The sequence below is a fragment of the Hallerella sp. genome, assembly GCF_022776125.1.
In the GTDB taxonomy this organism is placed as follows: Bacteria; Fibrobacterota; Fibrobacteria; order Fibrobacterales; family Fibrobacteraceae; genus Hallerella; species Hallerella succinigenes.
In genome coordinates, this window is record NZ_JALFIA010000082.1 from 38,308 (window position 1) to 57,801 (window position 19,494).

Sequence of the window (19,494 nt, forward strand, 5' to 3'; positions counted from 1 at the left end):
CTTCAAACATCAACACTTAGAGGCTACAGTGTACGATATATTGATCCTTGGTGCCGGTATCGCCGGCTTAAGCGCAGCCATTAAGGCGGCAGAACACGGTCATTCCGTTCTCATTTTAACCAAGGGGGCAAAACCGGATGGTTCATCCAACTACGCCCAGGGCGGCATCTGCTCCGTCACTGACCCCAAAGATTCTTTCAAATTGCACCAGGAAGACACCTGCGAAGCGGGTGCAGGACTTTGCAAAAAGAACGCCGTCAAGATTCTCGTCGAAAACGGTCCAAAGACAATCGATCAGCTGGTGAAATGGGGGGTAAAATTCACCCCGGCGGAATCGAACGATGCGAACATCCGCTTTGACCTTCACCTCGAAGGCGGCCACAGCCATCGCCGTATTCTCCATGCCGCGGACTTGACCGGCAAGGAAATCATGAGAGCCCTCCTTGTGAAGATCCATGAATTCCCGAACATCACCTTCCTTGAAAACGCGCTGATCGCCGATTTGATTTTGAACAAGAACAAGACCCGAGCCCTGGGCGCAAAGGTCATCCACCAGAAGACCGGGGAAATCGAAGCGATTTTCGCCAAGGTGACCATCATGGCTACAGGCGGTGCTGGACGCCTCTGGTTCCACACGATCGACCCTCCTGATGCTTGTGGTGACGGTATTGCGATTGCAGCACGAGCAGGCACCGCGATCCAAGACGTGGAATTTATGCAGTTCCACCCGACATCCCTCTATGCCCCGAGCCTCAAAAAGGCGTTCCTTATTTCGGAAGCGGTTCGCGGATACGGTGGAATCCTCAAGAATTCGAAGGGCGAAGAATTTATGAACGGCGTGCATCCGCTCCGTTCCCTTGCCCCGCGCGACATCGTTGCCCGCGCTATTCACCGTGAAATGAAGCGCACCGGCGAACCTTGTATGTTCCTCGACGTCACGGCCCATAATCCGAAAGACACAAAAACCCACTTCCCGCACATTTACGCAAAGTGCCTTTCCGCTGGTGTCGATATGACGAAGGAATGGATTCCGGTCGTTCCGGCAGCGCACTATATGTGTGGCGGCGTTCTCGTAGACACCTGGTCCAAGACGCAGATCGAAGGACTTTACGCTTCGGGCGAGGTGGCTGCTACAGGCGTACACGGAGCAAACCGTCTTGCTTCGAACTCACTTCTCGAAAGCGTTGTCTTTGCTCTCCGCGCAGTGGAAAACATTGAAAAGACTGGCATTCTCAAAAAGTCCTTCCGCACACCGACCATCAAGTCGGAAAAGGTCAAAATGACCGGCGGCGAACATTGGAAAAAACGCACCGTCGAAGCCAAGAAGCTCATGTGGGAAAAGTGCGGCATTGTTCGCTCGGTAGCTGGCTTAAACGAAGGACTCGCTAAGCTTCGCGAATTCAACAGCGAAGTCGAAGCCGAAATGAAGAAGCCAGGAACCAAGACCGTCGCCCTTCTCGAATTCCGCAACGCCGTCGAAAGCAGCATCCTGATCGTAAAGAGCGCTCTCGCCCGAAAGGAATCCCGCGGTCTGCAGTCGATTCTCGACTACCCGAAGATGTCCCCGAAGCTTGTACATCACAACATCTATTTGAAGTACCCGCTCGAGAACAACTAATCTTCCAAGCAAATCACAAAAAAGCTCCGTGGAATTGCGGAGCTTTTTTTGTTGACCAAAAGACCTTTTAGTTTTTCAGTCCAATCCACGGGAAGATGTTGTCGCGGGATTCAATTTCCGAAAGCAGAGCTTCATCTTCGAATTCCCCGTTGAACATCGCCGAAAGCTTCATGAAGTCGCGTTCGTGATTTGCCAAGCGTTCGCGGGCATAGCCTTCCGCGGAATTGTTGTGAATCATGAACGCCCAGTCCGAAGCCTGGTACAGCACAAGTTCGCGTTCCATCTGTGCGAGAATTCTCTTTTGAAGAGCCGTCTGCGAAGGCACCTTTTGGGCCGCCTGAAAGAGCGAGAACATCTTGAAGAATTTCGGATAGATGTATTCGACCTGAGGATTGACCCAGACCGAAGCAAAACCATTTTCTCCCCATGAGGAGAAAATCGGATTGTGAGCCACCGTATCTTCCGGATCCATCTGCATTTCGTTCACCGAAGCGAGCTGCAAAATTTCGGAAGAGGCGGCACGTTCAAAGACAGCTTCAATAAACTGCGGGCCTTCAAACCACCAGTGGCCAAAGAGTTCTGCATCATACGGGCAAAGAACGCAGGGACGGTGGGATTCCATCTGCGAACCGAGTTCCGCCATCAAGGCTTCACGGTTTGCCACGAAAAGTCGGGCGTGCTCGCGGGCCAGGTTCATCGCCTGCCAAGGATGGTAGAGAGCCTTCTGTTCCCCACCGGTAATGCGGCAGTACTTGAATCCGGAATCGATCGGAGAATTTCCGGCAAAGAAATATTCACCGAGATACTCGCGGTCGAGTTCCTTCGAAATATCTTTGTAGAATTCGCGGTAATCCGGATGACCCGGATAGCCACGCTGACGACTCCAGACTTCCACCGAACTAGCCTGCTCACGTCCCAGAACGAGAAGTCCGGACGGAGTCTTGATCGGAGCGAATACACCGTACTTCGGGGCCGGATCGGCAAGCAGCACGCCATGGGTTTCCATGAAGAAATACTGCAAGCCCTGTTCCGCCAGATATTCGTCGAGTCCATCAAAGAATCCGCATTCCGGAAGCCAAACACCCTTCGGGGCGCGGCCAAAGGCATGTTTAAAAGCTTCAATCGTCAAGCGAATCTGCAAACGGATGCTTTCCGGTTCCGCCTGGTAAGCAGGAAGGAACGGATGCGTTCCGATACACGTCAAAAGAGAAAGCTTTCCACGGCGTTCGAGAGCTGCGAATTCCGAAAGAATATCGCGCTGCAAGCGATTTTCCCAAAGTTCGGAAAGTTCCATGATACGAGCCGCATAGAACTTTGCAATCTGCAAACGCTCCGGATCCTTTTCCAAACGGCGCAATTCCTTGTGAGCGAGTTCCTGCAGCTTTTCCAAGTGGCGAGAATAACGTTCGCAAAGAAGCTTGTCCGAAAGCATCGCAATCAGCGTCGGAGAGATGCTCAAGTTGAGCGTCCCTGGAACACCCTTTTCCGCTAAATGCGAAAGGGACTGCACAAGCGGCAGATACGATTCGGTCAACGCTTCAAAAAGCCAGTTTTCTTCCAAAAAACGGTCATATCTCGGATTGCGCACGAACGGTAAATGCGCGTGTAGCAACAGATAAAGCTGACCATTGCAAGCAGTATTCAAACTAGACCCTAAACCTTAAAAATTACTCGGTACGCTTCACCACAACCGGAACGATCGTCGTCGGGAAGTCGCCATCCTTATCGGTTGCAAAGACCGGTATGATCTGCGTCGAATCCGGAAGATCCTGTTCAAAAGAAAACGTGCCATCCGGGTTCAGCGGGAACGGTTCGCCACGTACCTGGAGATGTGCGTCCGGACGGGTTCCGCCGTACACGATCAAGCGTGTCTTGACCCAGAGGAAGAAATCCTTGCCGTAATTGACGGAACCCGGAGTCGGCTGAAGAACCGAGCCGCTCGAAAGCAGACTGGATTCGCTCGAAAGGGAGCCCGAGAAAAAGGATTCCGAAGAACTGGCGAGATGTTCGAGCCAAGTCGCCACCGACTGACTGGAAAGGCCCGAACTTCCGAATCCGCCGATACCGGCTCCACCGAGGGAAGCCTTAAAGAAGACGCTTTCGGAATTTGAAACGGACTTCTTGACATTTTCATAACTGAAAACCTGCATCGCCGGAGCTTCGACGATCGGTTCAAACTTGCCTTCCGGAGTCTTGGTGCCGAGAGATGCGCTGAAAGAAGTTGCAACCCGATTCTGAACATACCAGCTCTTGGCATCGGCAGGGACTTCAATATCCTGAAACTTGAGCCTCTTGTTCTTGCGAACGGTCAAGTCCTTGGAAACGTCATACAAGCGGAGAACGAGAGTTCCGTTACCCTGAAGAGCGCCCTTTAAACGTTCTTCCTTCACGTCCCAGAATGCGTGGAGGAAGTTCGGATCGCGCTGCATCAAGACGAGGTATTCCGGAGAGAATTCCGACGGAATCTTCTGGATGTTTTCAATCTTTTCGGCCACCTTGGTAGCCGCATTTGCGACAGCCTTCGTAGCCTTTTTCACAGCCGGCTTCACCACGTTTTTGACAGTATTCGTGGCAGCGTTTCTTGGAGTAGAGTCCTTCGTAGCGGGCTTTTTCGTTACAGCGGTCTTAGCCGGAGCCACCTTTGTCGCAACAGTCTTGGCTGTAGTCGCCTTCGCCGTTGCAGACTTTGCGGTCTTGCTTGCAGCGGTTTTCTGCGTCACAGTCCGCTTGATTTCTTCGACCTTGGACTTCACAGAAGCCTTAGCCTTGCGCGACGCTGTCTTGAGTTCGGCGACCTTGGTTTCCGCCTTCTGCGAAATCGCCTTCAGCTCCTGAACCTTCGCCTTTTCCTTTTTCACTACATCTTTCACAGTCTTCTTGACCGCGGTAGTGAGACTAGACTTTACTGTAGCCTTCTTTGTCGTGCTCATGTTTGACACTCCTTTGGCGCAATCAATGCACCTTTTTCGGCTTATTACCCCAATTGCCTACGCCTGTAAGACCGATTGCAATTCCAACGAACTTTTCGTCCCAAATGGAAGATTCCTCCGACTTACGAACGCCGCCCTGGATTGCGATATCCACTTTCGTGCTTCGCCTCCCAAGAGGAAATCCGGAGCCTATACCAACTCCGTACTCCGTGACATCGGAAATGTAATAATTTCTATACCAAGCTCCGAGTCTAAAGTCCATTCTTTGGACATAATTCTTAAAGTAATCTGTCGAACCGGAACGTTCGTAGCCAATTGCGGCCATAAATTCGCTCTGCGTTTTGGTCGTATCTTTCAAATTCCAAGATCCGCCGACGTTACGAATGTCGGCGTCCCAGCTTCGAAGCATAAAGTCAAGTAAAATATTGTGCTTTTTGTGGAAGCGGTAAGCAAACCCGGTAGCCATGGTCGGCGGCACTTCAATTTCACGGTCGAGCTTTGTCGGAACAAGCGTATCCGTTTCGCTGAACTCGATGTTGTATTCCAGATCGTTCTTGAGCGTGTAGGCAGTCGTATAAGAGAAGTAGAACGAGGAATTGCGTCCCTTGTAATGAACAGCACCCGTGTAATAAGCCGGATGATCCTTGATTTTCCAAGAACCTTCTGCGGTTTCCGTAATATCGGAGCTGTTGGTCGCCCAAGCATCCGTTTCTGCAACTTCACTGTTATCACCGCCCAAGGTCAGTTTGCGGGAAACGGAACCCATCACAAAGTGAGCGGTAAATCCCAAAGAAAGGCGACGGAAAAACGGAAGGCGTACCGCATAACTCGGTGTGATTTCATAAATATTGCCCTGATACTTGAGACTTGCAAGATTTGTCTGCGTCGAATCACTGACTTCTTCATCAAAATTCGACGAATACTTTTGCGAAAGAGCCACGGCAATCGTTCCAAAATCGTGCATGGCAAAAACAAAGGAAAGCAATGGAATTTCAAGAGTCGAAGACGCGTAAGACTTATCGCTCTTTGAAGCCACGTTTTCTTCAAAAGTCATAGTCGCATTAAAGGACGTGTACTTTTCAAACGCAAGAGAGGCCGGGTTCCAATCCACAATGCCACTGCCCACTTTAGCTCCGCCCGCATATCCGCGGCCAAGCGTAATCGCGGAAGCGCCTTCGGTCGGCTTACCCAAAGCTTCAAGACCCATCATCGAAGCGGCACTCGCCGCGATCGTTACAAGGAAAACGGAAAGAAGAATTTTGCGGATCATTCGTCATCCCCCCGCTTGGTAGCAAGCCAGAGCTTCAAATTCATCGGCTGACTGATGTAGTCAGTGAAATCGTAACGCGAGTAAGTCTGATAATCCATGAAGATGTACACGGAGTCACCGTCGTCAGTAATATGGTCGTAATAGAGCGTATCGTAAGGGGCGAGCATCGGATAGCCCATGCGCAAAACGACCCGCATCTTCGCCCCCTTGCCTGCGTGGTTGATAAAGGAGCGCATGCCCTGAGTCAGCTGAAGTCCGAGGGTATCGCCTTCCATGAAGACGAGGTTCGGATGTCCATACTTTTTGATGTATTCACGGTTTAACTTGTACGTTTCCGAAGATTCCATATCGACGCCGTTCGAATCCACAAACGTCGCAGCGACAACTTGGACTGGAAACCCTAGTTCGGAGCCTTCCGTCGAAGAACTACGACCCATCTTGAGCTGGGCAAGGACGACCGCCTGGCGGACATCGTTGCTATCGCCTTCCGTGTACGGGAACTCATCTCCATAGAATTCATTCAAGGCGGACATGATTCTTTCACTCGGAATTTCCACGAGCAGGGATTCCAGAACGCCACCGTGCAAAACGATGCAGTCCGAACATTCATCCTTGTAGGAACTGATGATCGCGGAGCGGAATGCCCAGATGTTTTTGTAAATGTCCCTTCTCGTCGTATCGCCATCGGAAACCGTCGTCTGCGTGTATCTCTTGACACGAAGGAACGGTACCACGTCGGCGCCCGGTCCGTAGAAGCGATAGAGGCGCTGGGCTTCCGGAGCAGAAATGCGAAGCTGCACACGGGCGGCTTCCGTGACCTTCGCCAAATCCTCGTAGAACGCATGCGGAAGGTCAATCTTCAAAGCGGAGTCCAAAGAGGAAATCTTGACTTTATAAGTGGTATCTGCGGAAGTCGCCTTTTTGAATGATTCGCGAAGACCTGCGACCCAAAGGGAATCCTGGATGTTGCCTAGACTGTCGACAAAAGCAGAACCTTCACCCGTTTCAATGATCCAGGAGAACGTGAGTTCAAGAGTTTCCTTGAGCGGAAGGGAATCCGATTTGAAGCGAGCCTTATCGTAGAAGCCGGAGTCCGGATAGAGGGCAAGGAAAGCGGAGCGATATTCTTCCGAGCTGTCTGCCGAATATTGCGCAAAGAAGCTCTTATCGCGGAAACCGATGTCCAGGACCCAATCGTGTTGCATGCCGTTGACCGCGCCGACGACACCCTGGTAATAATTGATACGCGGTGTACTGTCAAAGCCCACTTCATACGAAGAGAGTTCAAGGTCGCTGATTTCGACCGTTTGCACTAAATAGTTCGAAGGAAAGCCCTGATCGTCCAACCAGGTGACCAAAGCGTCTCCATCCGAGTCGAAAATGCACGATGCAAGCAAGAGCATCGGCAAGATGGCAAATACGAAAAACTTGAATTTCTTCACGGAAACTCCGAAAAAAGGAAACTACACGTGCAAATATACAAAGTCTTCTTTCGCAAGATTTCTAGATTTTGCCCGTTAAAACTTTTTTAGGGACATCTCCCTGAGGCCATTATGAAACCTTTCCACGCATATTTCCAGAACATCAATGGAACTGATACCTATCCGCTCGACGAAGTCATTTATCGCAGCAAGGTCGATAACAGCCTTCTCGAAGTCCATCACGACCGTGAAGCCCTCGCAGAACGCTCCCCAGAAGAATGGAAGAAACTCTTTGCCGAACGTCGCATGAGCTTTAAGCCGGAAGACATGAGCGGTATCTGGAGCAAGCGTGAAATGGTTCTCCCGGAAATGCCTGTCGAAGACATCGTGACGATGCGCGAAGGCTGGAGCCCGCTTTTTGACGCAGCCCCGCTCGCCAAAGAACTCGGCATCAAGAGCCTCAAGGTCAAGCTTTGCGGCAATTCCCACACCGGCTCTTTTAAGGACCTCGGCATGACGGTTCTCGTAAGCCAGGTGAACCACATAATTAAAAAGCAGATCCATGAAATCGACGCGGTCGCTTGCGCATCTACCGGCGACACCTCTGCAGCTCTGAGTGCTTACTGCGCCAAAGCAGGCATTCCGTCAATCGTATTCCTCCCGGCAGGCAAGACGAGTACCGCTCAGCTGATTCAGCCGATTTCGAACGGCAGCATCGTGCTCGCCCTCGACACGGACTTTGACGGCTGCATGAAGATTGTGCAGGAAGTCACAAAGGATAACCGCATTTACCTCGCGAACTCGATGAACAGCCTCCGCGTGGAAGGCCAGAAGACGATTTCTCCGGAAATCTGCCAGGAACTCGGCTGGAAGGTTCCGGATGTGGTCATTATCCCGGGCGGCAACCTCGGTAACGTAAGCGCTCTCGCCAAGGGCTTTGAAGACTGCAAAGCGATGGGTCTCATCAATAAGATTCCTCGCATTGTCGTCGCTCAAGCGGAACACGCAAATCCGTTCTACCAGGCTTACGAACGCGGCTTCGACAAGCTCGTTCCGGTTCAGGCCAAGAAGACCCTCGCAAGCGCGATTCAGATCGGCAACCCGGTCAGCTATCCGAAGGCAGTACGCGCCATTCAGAATACGAACGGCATAGTCGTGAGCGTGACGGAAGAAGAACTTGCAAACGCCGCTCACCGCGCAGACCGCATCGGTCTTTACGCTTGCCCGCACACGGGCGTCGCACTCGGCGGTCTTGAAAAGCTCGTTGCCGCAGGCAAGATCGACAAGGAAGAAGAAGTGATTGTCATCAGCACCGCCCACGGTCTGAAGTTCACCGAATTCAAGGTCGGCTACCATGAACAGAAGCTCGAAGGCATTCAGAGCAAGTTCGCAAACCCGATTTTCAAGGCTCCGGCCGAAATCGGCGCTGTGATGGATATTCTCAAGAAAGAAATGGCGAACCGGAGACGCTAAGAAATGGTTTTGAATGCCATCTGGCTCATCTTCTTTTTTGGAGCTTTTATCGCGTGCTTTGTCCAATGGATTGCCTTTGGAGATTCGGGGATTTTCAACAAGACAATCCTTTCTGCATTCGATATGTCCAAGACGGCGTTTGAAATCTCGATTGGTCTCACAGGCATTCTGAGCCTTTGGCTCGGCATTATGAAAATCGGGGAAAAAGCGGGAGCCATACAAGTTCTTGCAAAGATTGTTCAGCCGCTCTTTACCCGTCTCTTTCCCGAGATTCCCAAGGATCATCCGGTCATCGGCACGATGCTCATGAACATCAGCGCGAATATGCTCGGTTTGGACAATGCGGCAACGCCGATGGGCTTACAGGCCATGAAGCAGTTGCAGGAGCTGAATCCGAACGAAGACAAGTCCGTTGCAAGCGATTCCCAAATTCTCTTTCTCGTTTTGAACGCAAGCGGTTTGACGCTCATCCCGGTCAGCATCATGACCTACCGTGCGCAGATGGGCGCCGCAAACCCGAGCGACGTGTTCCTTCCGATTCTTCTTGCGACTTTCTTCAGTACGATTGCAGGCATTATCGCGATCAGCTTCTTTCAAAAGATCAAGCTCAAGGATCCGGTGACGCTTCTTTGGCTAGGCGGTCTTTGCGCAGGCGTGATCGCACTTCTCGCCTACTTTAGCCGTTTGACAGCCGAAGCGCTCGGAACGACAAGCCTTTTTATTAGCGGGATCGTTCTCTTTAGCGTCATCGTTGCCTTTCTGGGCCTTGCGGTCTATAAAAAGATCCGCCCCTATGAAGCCTTTATTGAAGGAGCGAAAGAAGGTTTCCATACCGCAGTCATGGTCATTCCTTACCTCATTGCCATTCTCGTCGGCGTGGCGGTTTTCCGCGCGAGCGGTGCAATGGACCTGGTCATGAACGGCATCTCTTATCTGCTCAATCTTTTTGGCATCGGTAACGATGTGGTTCCGGCGCTTCCGACGGCCATCATGAAGCCGCTCAGCGGTGGCGGTGCCCGTGGCATGATGATCGATGCGATGAAGACTTTTGGCGCAGACAGTTTTGCAGGTCGCTTGAGCAGTATGTTCCAAGGCGCAACCGACACCACGTTCTACGTGCTCGCGGTTTATTTTGGATCGGTGGGCGTTCGCAAAACGCGCCACGCACTCACCTGCTGCTTGATTTCGGACTTGGCGGGCATTCTTTCGGCGATTACCATCGCCTATCTGTTCTTCCCGCCGACCTAATCCTTTTCACTTGAAAGCAAAAAACGCAGTTCAAACGAGCTGCGTTTTTCGCTCTAATTTTTGATTGGAAAGCTATTCTGCAGTTGCGATGTTCAAAATGATTCGCGAAACAGTTTCAATGCCTTCCACCGTCACATGTTCAAACGGACCGTGGTACGCATAGCCGCCCGTGCCGAGGTTCGGACAGGGCAATCCCATCAAGGAGAGCCTTGCACCGTCCGTACCACCGCGAACAGGATTGCTCACCGGTTCAAGACCTTCCTTTTGAATCGCCCTGCGGGCACGTTCAAGCACCTGCGGATACTGTTCAATCACCTGCATCATGTTGCTGTAGGAAGGCTCGATCTCTAGCGAAAGAATTGCATCTTCCGAATTACCGCCGAACTTAGAATTGAAGATAACGGCAAGGTTTTCCAGATACTTCAAACGCTTTTCAAACATCTGACGATCGTGATCGCGGACGATGTAGGTAAGCGTTGCACTGGAAACATCTCCCCGCATATCGATCAAATGATAGAAGCCTTCCCTGCCTTCGGTCATCGCCGGAGTTTCATTCTTCGGGAGCGCCGTTATGATTTCTGCAGCCATGAGGCTTGCGTTCTTCATAATGCCCTTGGCATTACCCGGGTGAACACTCTTGCCGCGCACTTTAAAAATCGCAGTCGCCGCATTGAAGTTTTCATACGCGACTTCACCTTCATAGCTGCCATCCACCGTATAAGCGAACTTCGCCTTGAAATACTGCAAATCAAAGAGGTCCGCACCACGACCGATTTCTTCGTCGGGCGTAAAGCCTACCCAGATATCGCCATGCGGAATTCCTTCCCCGTTACGATCGCTTTCGGCAAGGAGTTCCATCGCCGTCACAATCGCTGTAATTCCCGACTTGTCATCCGAGCCGAGGAGCGTTGTGCCATCCGTCGTGATGAGCGTTCTGCCTTTTAACGTAACGAGGTCCGGAAATTCCGAAACCTTCAATACATCGCCCGTTCCTTGGAGAACGATATCGCTTCCATCATAGTTTTCAAAAATCTGCGGTTTGGGATTCACACCGGAAAAATCCGGAGCCGTATCCATGTGGCTGATAAAGCCTATCGCGTCGTCCGATTCATGTCCAGCCGTTGCCGGGAGCATTCCGTAAACGTAGCCGTGTTCGTCGATCTTGACCCGTAAGAGTCCTATTTCTTTTAATTCTTCGGCAAGATATTTGCCGAATTCGAGTTGTTGCGCTGTACTCGGGCAAGTGTTAGAAGCTTCGTCCGAGGTCGTCGTAAAGCTTACATACTTGAGAAAACGATCTAGAATCTTCATGCCCTAAATTTATAAATGAAAAAGCCTCCCCTACTGGGGAAGCTTTTATTTTACGCTTTTCAGAAATTACTTGGCGAGCTTAGCGAGTTCAGCCTTGATCGAATCCTTTTGGGCTTCGAAGCTCTTGAACGTGCTGAGAGAGCCGTCTTCCTTGACAATGTAAGCCTTTGGAACGTAGCCGTCGCTGTAGAGTTCACCGAATTCACGGGCTTCATCAAAGAACACATCCATGCCCGCTTCTTCGAGCTTGAATTCTTCCATGTAGCTGCGGATGTCGCGTTTGTTATTTCCTCCGCTTGCCACAGCGATCGACTTGATGCCCTTGTCCTTGAATTCATTGGCGATAGCCTTGATTTCCGGCGTTGCGTGACGGCAGTGGCCGCAGGTCGTCGAGAAGTAAAACACAAAAAGCGGCTTACCGGCATAGGCTTCGAGGTTTTCTGCAGACACGGAAATGCCCGTCGCTTTCACCTTGAAGTTGAGCTTTGCCTGAGTGCCGTCAGAGAGCGTATCGCCACGGAGCGGAGCGACAGATTCCTTGAGCTTCTTTTCTTCTTCCTTCTGCTTTTCGATCGCAGCCTTGCGCTGTTCCATGATCTTTTCACGCAGACGTGTGCCCAGAGCATTCAACGTATCCTGCGGAAGCTGGAGCTTCTTCGAAGAGTCGGCCGCATTTACACGGACATCGTTCATCGACTGCTTGAACGCAGCGACGTCGAGGTCCAAAGCGGACTGTTCGGAAAGCGAAGCGATCTGCGCACCGAACTGAACACCAAGAAGGTAGGAAGCGTCGCTCGCCTGTTCGGCGGTCAGCGGAGCCGGCTTTTCCGGAGCCTTCGGAGCGGCTGCGGTATCCGTCGAGTCCTTCTTCGGCGGGAGCGGCATCTTGAGAGCCTGGAAGGCGCGAGCACGGCTATTCATCATCATGGCGATACCCGTCATCACGGAGTCAGAATACTTGATCTTAAACGCAGTGTCCTTGACCATTTTGTAGCCATCATCCACGGCAGCGGAGAAGGTCGCTTCATCCAGCGGGAATTCGAGCTGGTTCTTGGTAATGTTCTGCACCTGCATACCGAACTGGGTGCCGAGCATGTAAGCAATCTTTACTTCGTCCTTGTCGTTGAGACCCACTTTTACATTTTCAGTTTTCTGCGTATTGCAAGCAACAAGAGCGGTCGTCGCAGCAACAAGCGCGATAGAGCGTAACTTCATTCTAATGCCTCCTTGGCATATCAATTTGGCAAATAAACTAGTAAATTTTCTAATTTTCGGTTACTATGAAGCTCTCTAAGTTCTTTTATACCACGCTCCGCGAAACGCCGAGCGACGCCACCATGCCGAGCCACATCTTCCTCATGCGCGGCGGTTATATTAAACCTCTGTCCACCGGTATCTATAGTTACCTCCCGATGGGCTTCCGTGTCCTCAAGAAAATTGAAAACTTGATCCGTGAGGAAATGAATTCCATCGACGGTATCGAAGTCGATCTTCCGGTTGTGCAGACAGCAGAACTTTGGGGAGAATCGGGTCGTTACACGGCGATTGGCGAAGAACTCCTCCGCTTCAAAGATCGCAACAACCACAACATGGTTCTTGCGATGACCCACGAAGAAGCGATGACGGACCTTGTGCGCTATGTGGTTTCGAGCTACAAGCAGCTTCCGTTCATGCTCTACCAGTTTAAGACCAAGTACCGCGATGAAGCACGCGCCCGTGGCGGACTTATCCGCGTCCGCGAATTCTTGATGAAGGACGCTTACAGTTTCCACACTTCCCAGGAAGATTTGGACAAGCATTACGAACTGGAATACAAGGCTTATCAGAACATTTTCCGCAAGGTCGGCATTGAACCGGTGATCGTCCAGTCGGATACGGGCATTATGGGCGGTAAAGTCGCTCATGAATTCATGCTCGACACACCGAACGGCGAAGACTACCTGATTCTCTGCAAACACTGCGGCTACCAGGCAAACCGTGAAATCGCAACCTTCGAACGCAAACCGTTCCAGGGCGACGCCAACGCCGCTCTCGAAAAAGTTGCAACACCGAACGCTTCGACGATTGAAGACCTTTGCAAGTTCTTAAATGTGAAGGGCGAACAGACCGCCAAGTGCGTGTTCTTCGACTTCAACGGAAAGCTTGTGACCTGCGTAATCCCAGGCGACTTGGACGTTTCGGAAATCAAGCTTCACAACCTTCTCAAGGCGAAGGAACTTTACCCAGCAGAAGAGGCTCTCATTGAAAAGTGCGGCATGGTTCCGGGATTTGCAAGCCCGATCGGCGCACACGACACGATTGTCATCGTCGATCAGGCTCTCGAAAACGCATACGACCTCGTCTGCGGCGCAAACGAAAAGGGTTTCCACTACGTTCACTTCAACCCGAAGCGCGACATGAGCGGCTATCAAATCGCCGACATCGCCGAAGCGGAAGAAGGTTGCAAGTGCCCGAAGTGCGGCAAGCCGCTCTCCGAAACCCGTGGCATCGAACTTGGAAACATCTTCAAGCTCGGTACCAAATTCTCGGAAAGCATGGGCGCCACTTACCTCACCCCGGACGGCAAGAGCGAACCGATCATCATGGGCTGTTACGGCATTGGCGTGGGGCGACTCATGGCATCTGTCGTGGAAAATTCCCACGATGACTTTGGACCGATCTGGCCGAAGGCAATCGCACCGTTCCAGGTGGAAATTGTGAACATCACGAAGGACAACGAAATTGCGGACAAACTCGAAAAGGAACTGACCGATGCAGGTTTCGAAGTCCTCGTGGACGACCGCGACGAACGCGCTGGCGTGAAGTTCAAGGACGCAGACCTCTGGGGCATTCCGCTCCGCATCGCTCTCGGCAAGAAGGGTCTTGCTAACGGCGAAGTGGAATGGAAGCCGCGTGCCGAAAAGGAAATGACGATGGTGAAACTCGAAGACGTCGTCGCCAAGGTCAAGGAATTCTACAAAGACTGATTTCTTTGTTTGAACACTTGAAACGCTCCGCCCATGTGGAGCGTTTTTTGTTTACAAAAGGAACCAATACCCCTCTACAAAGCGAAGTCTCCAATTTCTATTATATGCGATGAGGAATTTCTCTATGGCAGACAACGTCAAAGACCGTGGCATTTTAAGTCTCTCCTGGCCTCTGATCATCACCTTCGGAATTGGAGTTTTCCAGCCGATGATGGACAGTTGGTTCCTTTCGCGGACAAGCGAAAGCGCAGCGGCGGGCGTCGGCGCCTTAATGCCGATTCTCGGCACGATCTTCATGGCGATTCAAGCCTTTTCACAAGCAGGCGCCAGTATTGCTTCGCAGTTCATGGGAGCAAGTGCCAACAGCCATGCGCGAACAACCATTTCCATGGTGATCATCGGAAGCGCCTTGCTCGGCATAGCAATGACAATGCTCGTATTCCCATCTTCCGGTTGGATCATACGCGCCATGGGTCTTTCGGGCAATACAGCAAAATTCGGAATGCAGTTCATGCAGGTTGTCTGCTTTGGATTTGTTTTCCGCGCTCTGCAAACGACCTTGACTGCGATGATCGCTACACACGGCCTCACGATCTGGAACCTGATCGGAAATTCCATCACCATCGCATTCAACATTCTTTTGAACATCATCTTTTTGAACGGCATGTTTGGACTTCCCAAAATGCACGTGGAAGGCGTCGCCCTGGCAACGGCTCTCTCCTGGGCATTTTCCAGCGCTGTTCTTTGGGCAGTTTTAAAATACAAGATTCACCACAAAACAAAACGCCTCGACATAAAGCGTTCCCGCGTATTGATCGGAGACTGGATTCGAATCGGGCTCCCGGCTGCCGCAGAACCGGTGAGCTTTCAATTGTTCCAAGTGTTTATTACCGCAATGGTCGTGCACCTTGGAACCATGGCTGTTACAGCAAGAGTCTTTAGCGCAAACTTTGCGATGTTCGCCATTATTTTGGGAGTGGGCCTTGGCAATGGAAACCAGATTCTTGTCGCCCATCTTGTTGGTGCACACGATTACAAAAAAGCGAACCGTCGAACTTACCAATCATTGATCGCAAGCTGTTCCGCAGGTTTTGTCATCGCTTTGATCGTCGCCCTTTTAGGATCGCATTTGCTGAGCCTTTACACCGATAATCCCGACGTCATCGCCCTCGGCTCTGCATGCCTTTGGTGCGATGTCGTACTGCAACCGTTCAAATCGGCAAACGTGATTTTAACAGGCTCTCTCCGTGCCGCAGGCGATTCCAAATTTCCAGCGATTTTTGGAAGCTTAATGATGTGGACGCTCGGAGCGGGAACCGCCCTCTTCCTCGCATTCGTTCTGGACCTTGGATTGATCGGTCTTTGGCTCGGCATGGCGAGCGATGAATTCTACCGTTCCTGCGCAAATCTGTGGCGCTGGAAGAGCGGACGTTGGAAAGCGGCGACGGTCGTTTAACCGGGCTGATTGGACTGTAATAGTTCTTCGACGCGAGCGACGATCTTGTTGCGGTTTCCGCTCCAATCCGGAGCGATGAGAGTTTCGTTCTGCGCTTCGCCACTAAAGCGTTCAATGGCGATTTGCATTCCCACGATTTGAATGAACCGCGCCACGGCATTGCAGTAACCTTCGAACGAAAGCAGTTCAAATTCCCCACGTGCAAATTCTTCCGCCATGCGCGTTCCGCGGACAATATGCAACGGGTGAATTTTGACAGCGCTCACGCCCGAACTTTTAATCGTCTCTGCTGTCCGTTCAAAGTCTTCCATCGTTTCGCCGGGAAGTCCAAGAATCACGTGCGACGTCACAATCAATCCTGACGCATGGGCCCGTTTGACAGCATCCAAAAAATCCGCAACCGTATGACCGCGACCGACACGTTCTAACGTGACATCGCTCGCCGTCTGAAGCCCTAGTTCAAGAATCACTTTTTTTCGCGTATTTTCATAAGCGAGAAGTTCCATCACATCAAACGGAACACAGTCCGGACGCGTCCCGATCGCTACACCGATGACTTCTTCCGAAGCAAAAGCCGGCTCGTAAATTTCACGCAACCGATCGATAGGCGCATAGGTATTCGTGTACGGCTGAAAATAGGCGAGGATTCCCGCATCTTTATACTTGCAACGAATCCGCGGCAAGAATTCCGCAATCTGCTCCTGCACATCCACACCCGCCTTATCCCAGACCGGGCTAAAAGACTTATTGTTGCAGTAACTGCAACCGCCCTTTCCTCGAGAACCGTCCAAATTTGGACAGCTCATTCCCCCGTTCAACGGCAATTTGCGTACGCGCTTCCATTCGGGAAAAGTCTTGGCGAGAAATTCTTTATATGTCGTGTAGAAGGGCATAGCTTTAAGCGTTCTGTTGTGAAGAATAAGATAATTAAAAAAACCTCTGCATAACAAAAAATACATTCACAAAAACCTTTATTACACGAAAAGAAAACATCACCCTTAGTTCGGAACTCGATGATGTTCTAACCCATCACCGAACTTCCTTTTTGCATCTCACAATTTCGGGGTGTTTTTGCTGTTTAATATTTAACAACAGAATCTTTTTGACAAACCTCTCTTTTGAATTTTGCCGATATAATTTGTGAGCAAAAGGAGAGATTGGATGAATAAAATTTTATTTGGAGCAGCTCTCGCTGTTTCCGTCATCAGCGCCTTTGCAGAGCCTGATCCCAACTTTCACATTTACATCGCCTTTGGACAGTCGAATATGGAAGGCCAAGCGACCGTAATCAAATCCAATAAAATTCCGAATGAAAACTTTCAGGTTCTCGCCTCCATGACTTGTCAAAACATGGGAAGAACACTCGGCGAATGGGCTGTCGCAATTCCACCGCTTTTTCACTGCTACACGGGCCTCTCTCCCGCAGACTACTTCGGCAAGACAATGGCAGACAGCCTTCCTGGCATTAAAATCGGCGTAATTCCCGTTGCCGTCGCCGGAACAAGCATCCAACTATTTGATAAAGACCAATACGCCTCTTACCTTCCCACGACCGAAAGTTGGCTTCAAAGCAAAGCGGCCGACTACGGCGGTAATCCCTACGGTCGCATAATCGACCTCGCCAAGGAAGCTCAAAAAGTCGGCATCATCAAGGGCATTCTCTTTCACCAGGGTGAAACCGACGGCTACAGCGACAGCTGGGGCAATGCGGTCAAAAAAGTATATGAAGATATGCTAACGGATCTCGGACTTTCCGCAGATACGGTTCCGTTCATCGCAGGCGAAGTTCTGCAGGGAGGTCAATGCGCAAGCGCCAACAGCCAAATCAACGCTCTGCCGAATAAAATTGCAACGGCGCACGTCGTCAGCTCCGCAGGCTGCGCTGGAGGCTCCGACAACTTGCACTTTAGCAACGAAGGTTACCAACTTTTAGGCAAGCGCTATGCGGAAAAAATGCTTACCCTTTTGCCGAGCCGTGCCCCCGTTCTGTCATCTAGCTCTGCCGAATCCTCGAGTTCTGCGGAATCCAGTTCTTCAGAAGGAACACAAGCCATCCAGCCAAGATATTCCATTCCAAAAACAGAAGAAGTTCCATTCAATATCTATGATTTAAGCGGAAAAAAGATCGGGACCTTTACAGCACAAAGCAACGATTGGAAAGCCATCTGGAACTCCATCCGCGGTAAATATCCTGAAGGTCATTACTGTATTCAAAAATTTTCTCGTTAGTTTTCTCTCTTCTTAAACACTCTCACATCACCTAAAAGCTCTCGCCCTTCGGGGCGGGAGTTTTTGATAAGTCGAATTCTTGGTCTGTACATTTCCGTGGCAAAGGCAAAGGGGCTCGAATTTCACGGCTCGGCCAAATTCCCCGCTGTTTCCACCACGATGACAGACTTACGAAAACCTGATTCTTTTTTACCACACCTTACAAAAAAGCCCTCGATTTCTCGAGGACTTTTCTTTTGAATAGGAATTCGAAACGATTTACATTTCTTCCAAGTGCTTACCATTCGTTTCACGCACAAACTTCGCAACGAAGAAGATACTGATCGCCGCAAAGAAGGTGTAAAGCAGGTAAGTCGGTCCGACGCCGATACCGCTATCGCCGGTAAGAATCGGGAACGACCAGGAAACGAGGAAGTTCGCAAACCACTGTGCAAGACCGCAAATCGAGATGGCGACAGCGCGGATACGGTTATTGAACATTTCGCCGAGCATCACCCACATCACCGGCCCCCATGTGACAGCAAAGAATGCCACATAGAAGTTTGCCGCAACGAGAGCGACCACAGCGCCACCGCCCAAGGAACCATCTGGGTTCGCATTCAGGAAGCAGAGTGCCAAGGTTCCCAATGTAATCATCATCCCAATACTACCGACCAACAGAAGCGGCTTACGGCCAACCTTATCGATCAAGAGGATCGCCACCACGGTCATCACCATGTTGATGCTACTGTTGATCAAGCTCGAAAGGAAGGCATCACTTTCACCAAAGCCAACGCTCTGCCAGAGCATCGAGCCGTAGTAAAAAATCACGTTGATACCGACGAGCTGCTGCAACACGGCAAGGCCAAGGCCCACCCAAACGATCGGAGCGACACGCTTCTTTCCGTTCGAGAGAGTTTCAAGAAGATCCGAAAGAGTGTGGCGCTTTTCATTGTTGAAGGACTTCTGAATCGCTTCCACGTGTTCATCCAAACGATCCAGCTTGATCTTGGCAAAGACAGCCTTTGCTTCTTCGATATTTCCCTGGGAAATCAAATATCTCGGCGATTCCGGAAGTCGGAGAGCCGCAATGCCGTACATGAGTGCCGGGATGATTTCAATCCAGAACATTAACTGCCAGGCCTTAAATCTTCCGAAAATCGGATTGTTCGCAGAGCCGGCCACCTGAACGATCAAGTAGTTCGAGAGCAGCGCTATGAAGATACCCACCACAATCGCCATCTGCTGCATAGAGCCTAGACGTCCACGGAGATGCGCCGGAGCGGTCTCCGCAATGTAGATCGGAGCGATAATACTCGCCATACCGACACCCACACCACCGATCACGCGCCACATGATAAAGTCCGTAACTCCAAACGGAATTCCCGAACCGATTGCGCTCACAAGGAAGAGGATTGCTGCGGCGAGCATACATTTGATACGTCCGAAAGCATCCGCCAAACGACCCGCGAAGTAGGCACCGATAGCCGCACCGATTAAAGACAATGCAACGGCAAGCCCCAACTGATGATCCGTCATAGCGAAATGGACTTTGAGAGCTCCGTTCGCACCGTTAATCACGGAGGAATCGAA

14 protein-coding genes are annotated in these 19,494 nt (G+C 51.0%); 6 read left to right on the forward strand and 8 right to left on the reverse strand.

The genetic code is table 11. The features are described from left to right. Positions 1 to 28 precede the first annotated feature (28 nt). Complete coding sequence (gene nadB / locus MR847_RS09930; protein ID WP_100424623.1) at positions 29 to 1,618, forward strand: L-aspartate oxidase; 1,590 nt, start codon at positions 29 to 31, stop codon at positions 1,616 to 1,618. 67 nt (positions 1,619 to 1,685) lie between these two features. On the opposite strand, the gene MR847_RS09935 is transcribed toward nadB, so the two are convergent. From MR847_RS09935 to MR847_RS09950, 4 genes are read right to left on the reverse strand one after another with little or no spacing between them, the layout of a single operon-like run. Continuing rightward, positions 1,686 to 3,263 carry a glycoside hydrolase family 57 protein gene (locus tag MR847_RS09935; protein WP_287723657.1) on the reverse strand — a complete coding sequence of 526 codons (1,578 nt, stop codon included), beginning with the start codon at positions 3,261 to 3,263 and terminating at the stop codon, positions 1,686 to 1,688. 22 nt (positions 3,264 to 3,285) lie between these two features. Then, on the reverse strand, positions 3,286 to 4,548 hold the full coding sequence (locus tag MR847_RS09940; protein WP_287723658.1) for a DUF4912 domain-containing protein: 1,263 nt from the start codon (positions 4,546 to 4,548) through the stop codon (positions 3,286 to 3,288). Between the two features lie 22 nt (positions 4,549 to 4,570). After that, entirely contained in the window at positions 4,571 to 5,818 is a 1,248-nt protein-coding gene (locus MR847_RS09945; RefSeq protein ID WP_106518988.1) for a BamG-related protein, read from the reverse strand. Beyond that, a complete protein-coding gene (locus MR847_RS09950) occupies positions 5,815 to 7,260 on the reverse strand; it encodes a hypothetical protein (protein ID WP_287723659.1) in 1,446 nt (481 codons plus the stop codon). Before MR847_RS09950 ends, MR847_RS09945 begins: the two co-directional genes overlap by 4 nt. Positions 7,261 to 7,371: 111 nt before the next feature. Here MR847_RS09950 and thrC point away from each other — a divergent pair, with 111 nt between their 5' ends. Next, complete coding sequence (gene thrC / locus MR847_RS09955) at positions 7,372 to 8,712, forward strand: threonine synthase (RefSeq protein WP_287723660.1); 1,341 nt, start codon at positions 7,372 to 7,374, stop codon at positions 8,710 to 8,712. Positions 8,713 to 8,715: 3 nt separating this feature from the next. Beyond that, positions 8,716 to 9,960: a spore maturation protein gene (locus MR847_RS09960; protein WP_100424629.1), complete on the forward strand. Its 1,245-nt coding sequence runs from the start codon at positions 8,716 to 8,718 to the stop codon at positions 9,958 to 9,960. 72 nt (positions 9,961 to 10,032) lie between these two features. Here MR847_RS09960 and pepT read toward each other — a convergent pair whose 3' ends face one another. Continuing rightward, entirely contained in the window at positions 10,033 to 11,271 is a 1,239-nt protein-coding gene (gene pepT, locus MR847_RS09965; RefSeq protein ID WP_100424630.1) for a peptidase T, read from the reverse strand. Positions 11,272 to 11,337: 66 nt separating this feature from the next. Beyond that, the gene (locus MR847_RS09970) at positions 11,338 to 12,486 is read right to left on the reverse strand and encodes a TlpA disulfide reductase family protein (RefSeq protein ID WP_287723661.1); all 1,149 of its coding nucleotides are present in this window, start codon (positions 12,484 to 12,486) and stop codon (positions 11,338 to 11,340) included. 65 nt (positions 12,487 to 12,551) lie between these two features. Here MR847_RS09970 and MR847_RS09975 point away from each other — a divergent pair, with 65 nt between their 5' ends. Next, positions 12,552 to 14,237, forward strand: coding sequence for a proline--tRNA ligase (locus MR847_RS09975; protein WP_106518993.1), 1,686 nt, complete (start codon positions 12,552 to 12,554; stop codon positions 14,235 to 14,237). 124 nt (positions 14,238 to 14,361) lie between these two features. Continuing rightward, positions 14,362 to 15,693, forward strand: coding sequence for an MATE family efflux transporter (locus tag MR847_RS09980; RefSeq protein ID WP_277002964.1), 1,332 nt, complete (start codon positions 14,362 to 14,364; stop codon positions 15,691 to 15,693). On the opposite strand, the gene mnmL is transcribed toward MR847_RS09980, so the two are convergent. Further along, positions 15,690 to 16,586 carry a tRNA modification radical SAM protein MnmL/YtqA gene (mnmL, locus tag MR847_RS09985; protein WP_287723662.1) on the reverse strand — a complete coding sequence of 299 codons (897 nt, stop codon included), beginning with the start codon at positions 16,584 to 16,586 and terminating at the stop codon, positions 15,690 to 15,692. The two genes, MR847_RS09980 and mnmL, sit on opposite strands and share 4 nt — an antisense overlap. A gap of 268 nt (positions 16,587 to 16,854) precedes the next feature. Between mnmL and MR847_RS09990 the strand changes: the two genes are divergently transcribed. Next, positions 16,855 to 17,922, forward strand: coding sequence for a sialate O-acetylesterase (locus tag MR847_RS09990; RefSeq protein WP_287723663.1), 1,068 nt, complete (start codon positions 16,855 to 16,857; stop codon positions 17,920 to 17,922). A gap of 258 nt (positions 17,923 to 18,180) precedes the next feature. Here the strand turns inward: MR847_RS09990 and MR847_RS09995 are convergent. After that, positions 18,181 to 19,494: sugar porter family MFS transporter (locus tag MR847_RS09995; RefSeq protein ID WP_287723664.1), on the reverse strand; the 1,314-nt coding region annotated here is incomplete at its 5' end.

Bases quoted from the DNA above. Each gene is read 5' to 3' on its own strand.
- MR847_RS09980 (WP_277002964.1), top strand. From the start codon at position 14,362: ATGGCAGACAACGTCAAAGACCGTGGCATTTTAAGTCTCTCCTGGCCT.
- MR847_RS09945 (WP_106518988.1), bottom strand. From the start codon at position 5,818: ATGATCCGCAAAATTCTTCTTTCCGTTTTCCTTGTAACGATCGCGGCG.
- pepT (WP_100424630.1), bottom strand. From the start codon at position 11,271: ATGAAGATTCTAGATCGTTTTCTCAAGTATGTAAGCTTTACGACGACC.
- MR847_RS09960 (WP_100424629.1), top strand. From the start codon at position 8,716: ATGGTTTTGAATGCCATCTGGCTCATCTTCTTTTTTGGAGCTTTTATC.
- MR847_RS09990 (WP_287723663.1), top strand. From the start codon at position 16,855: ATGAATAAAATTTTATTTGGAGCAGCTCTCGCTGTTTCCGTCATCAGC.
- MR847_RS09940 (WP_287723658.1), bottom strand. From the start codon at position 4,548: ATGAGCACGACAAAGAAGGCTACAGTAAAGTCTAGTCTCACTACCGCG.
- MR847_RS09970 (WP_287723661.1), bottom strand. From the start codon at position 12,486: ATGAAGTTACGCTCTATCGCGCTTGTTGCTGCGACGACCGCTCTTGTT.
- mnmL (WP_287723662.1), bottom strand. From the start codon at position 16,586: ATGCCCTTCTACACGACATATAAAGAATTTCTCGCCAAGACTTTTCCC.
- thrC (WP_287723660.1), top strand. From the start codon at position 7,372: ATGAAACCTTTCCACGCATATTTCCAGAACATCAATGGAACTGATACC.
- MR847_RS09975 (WP_106518993.1), top strand. From the start codon at position 12,552: ATGAAGCTCTCTAAGTTCTTTTATACCACGCTCCGCGAAACGCCGAGC.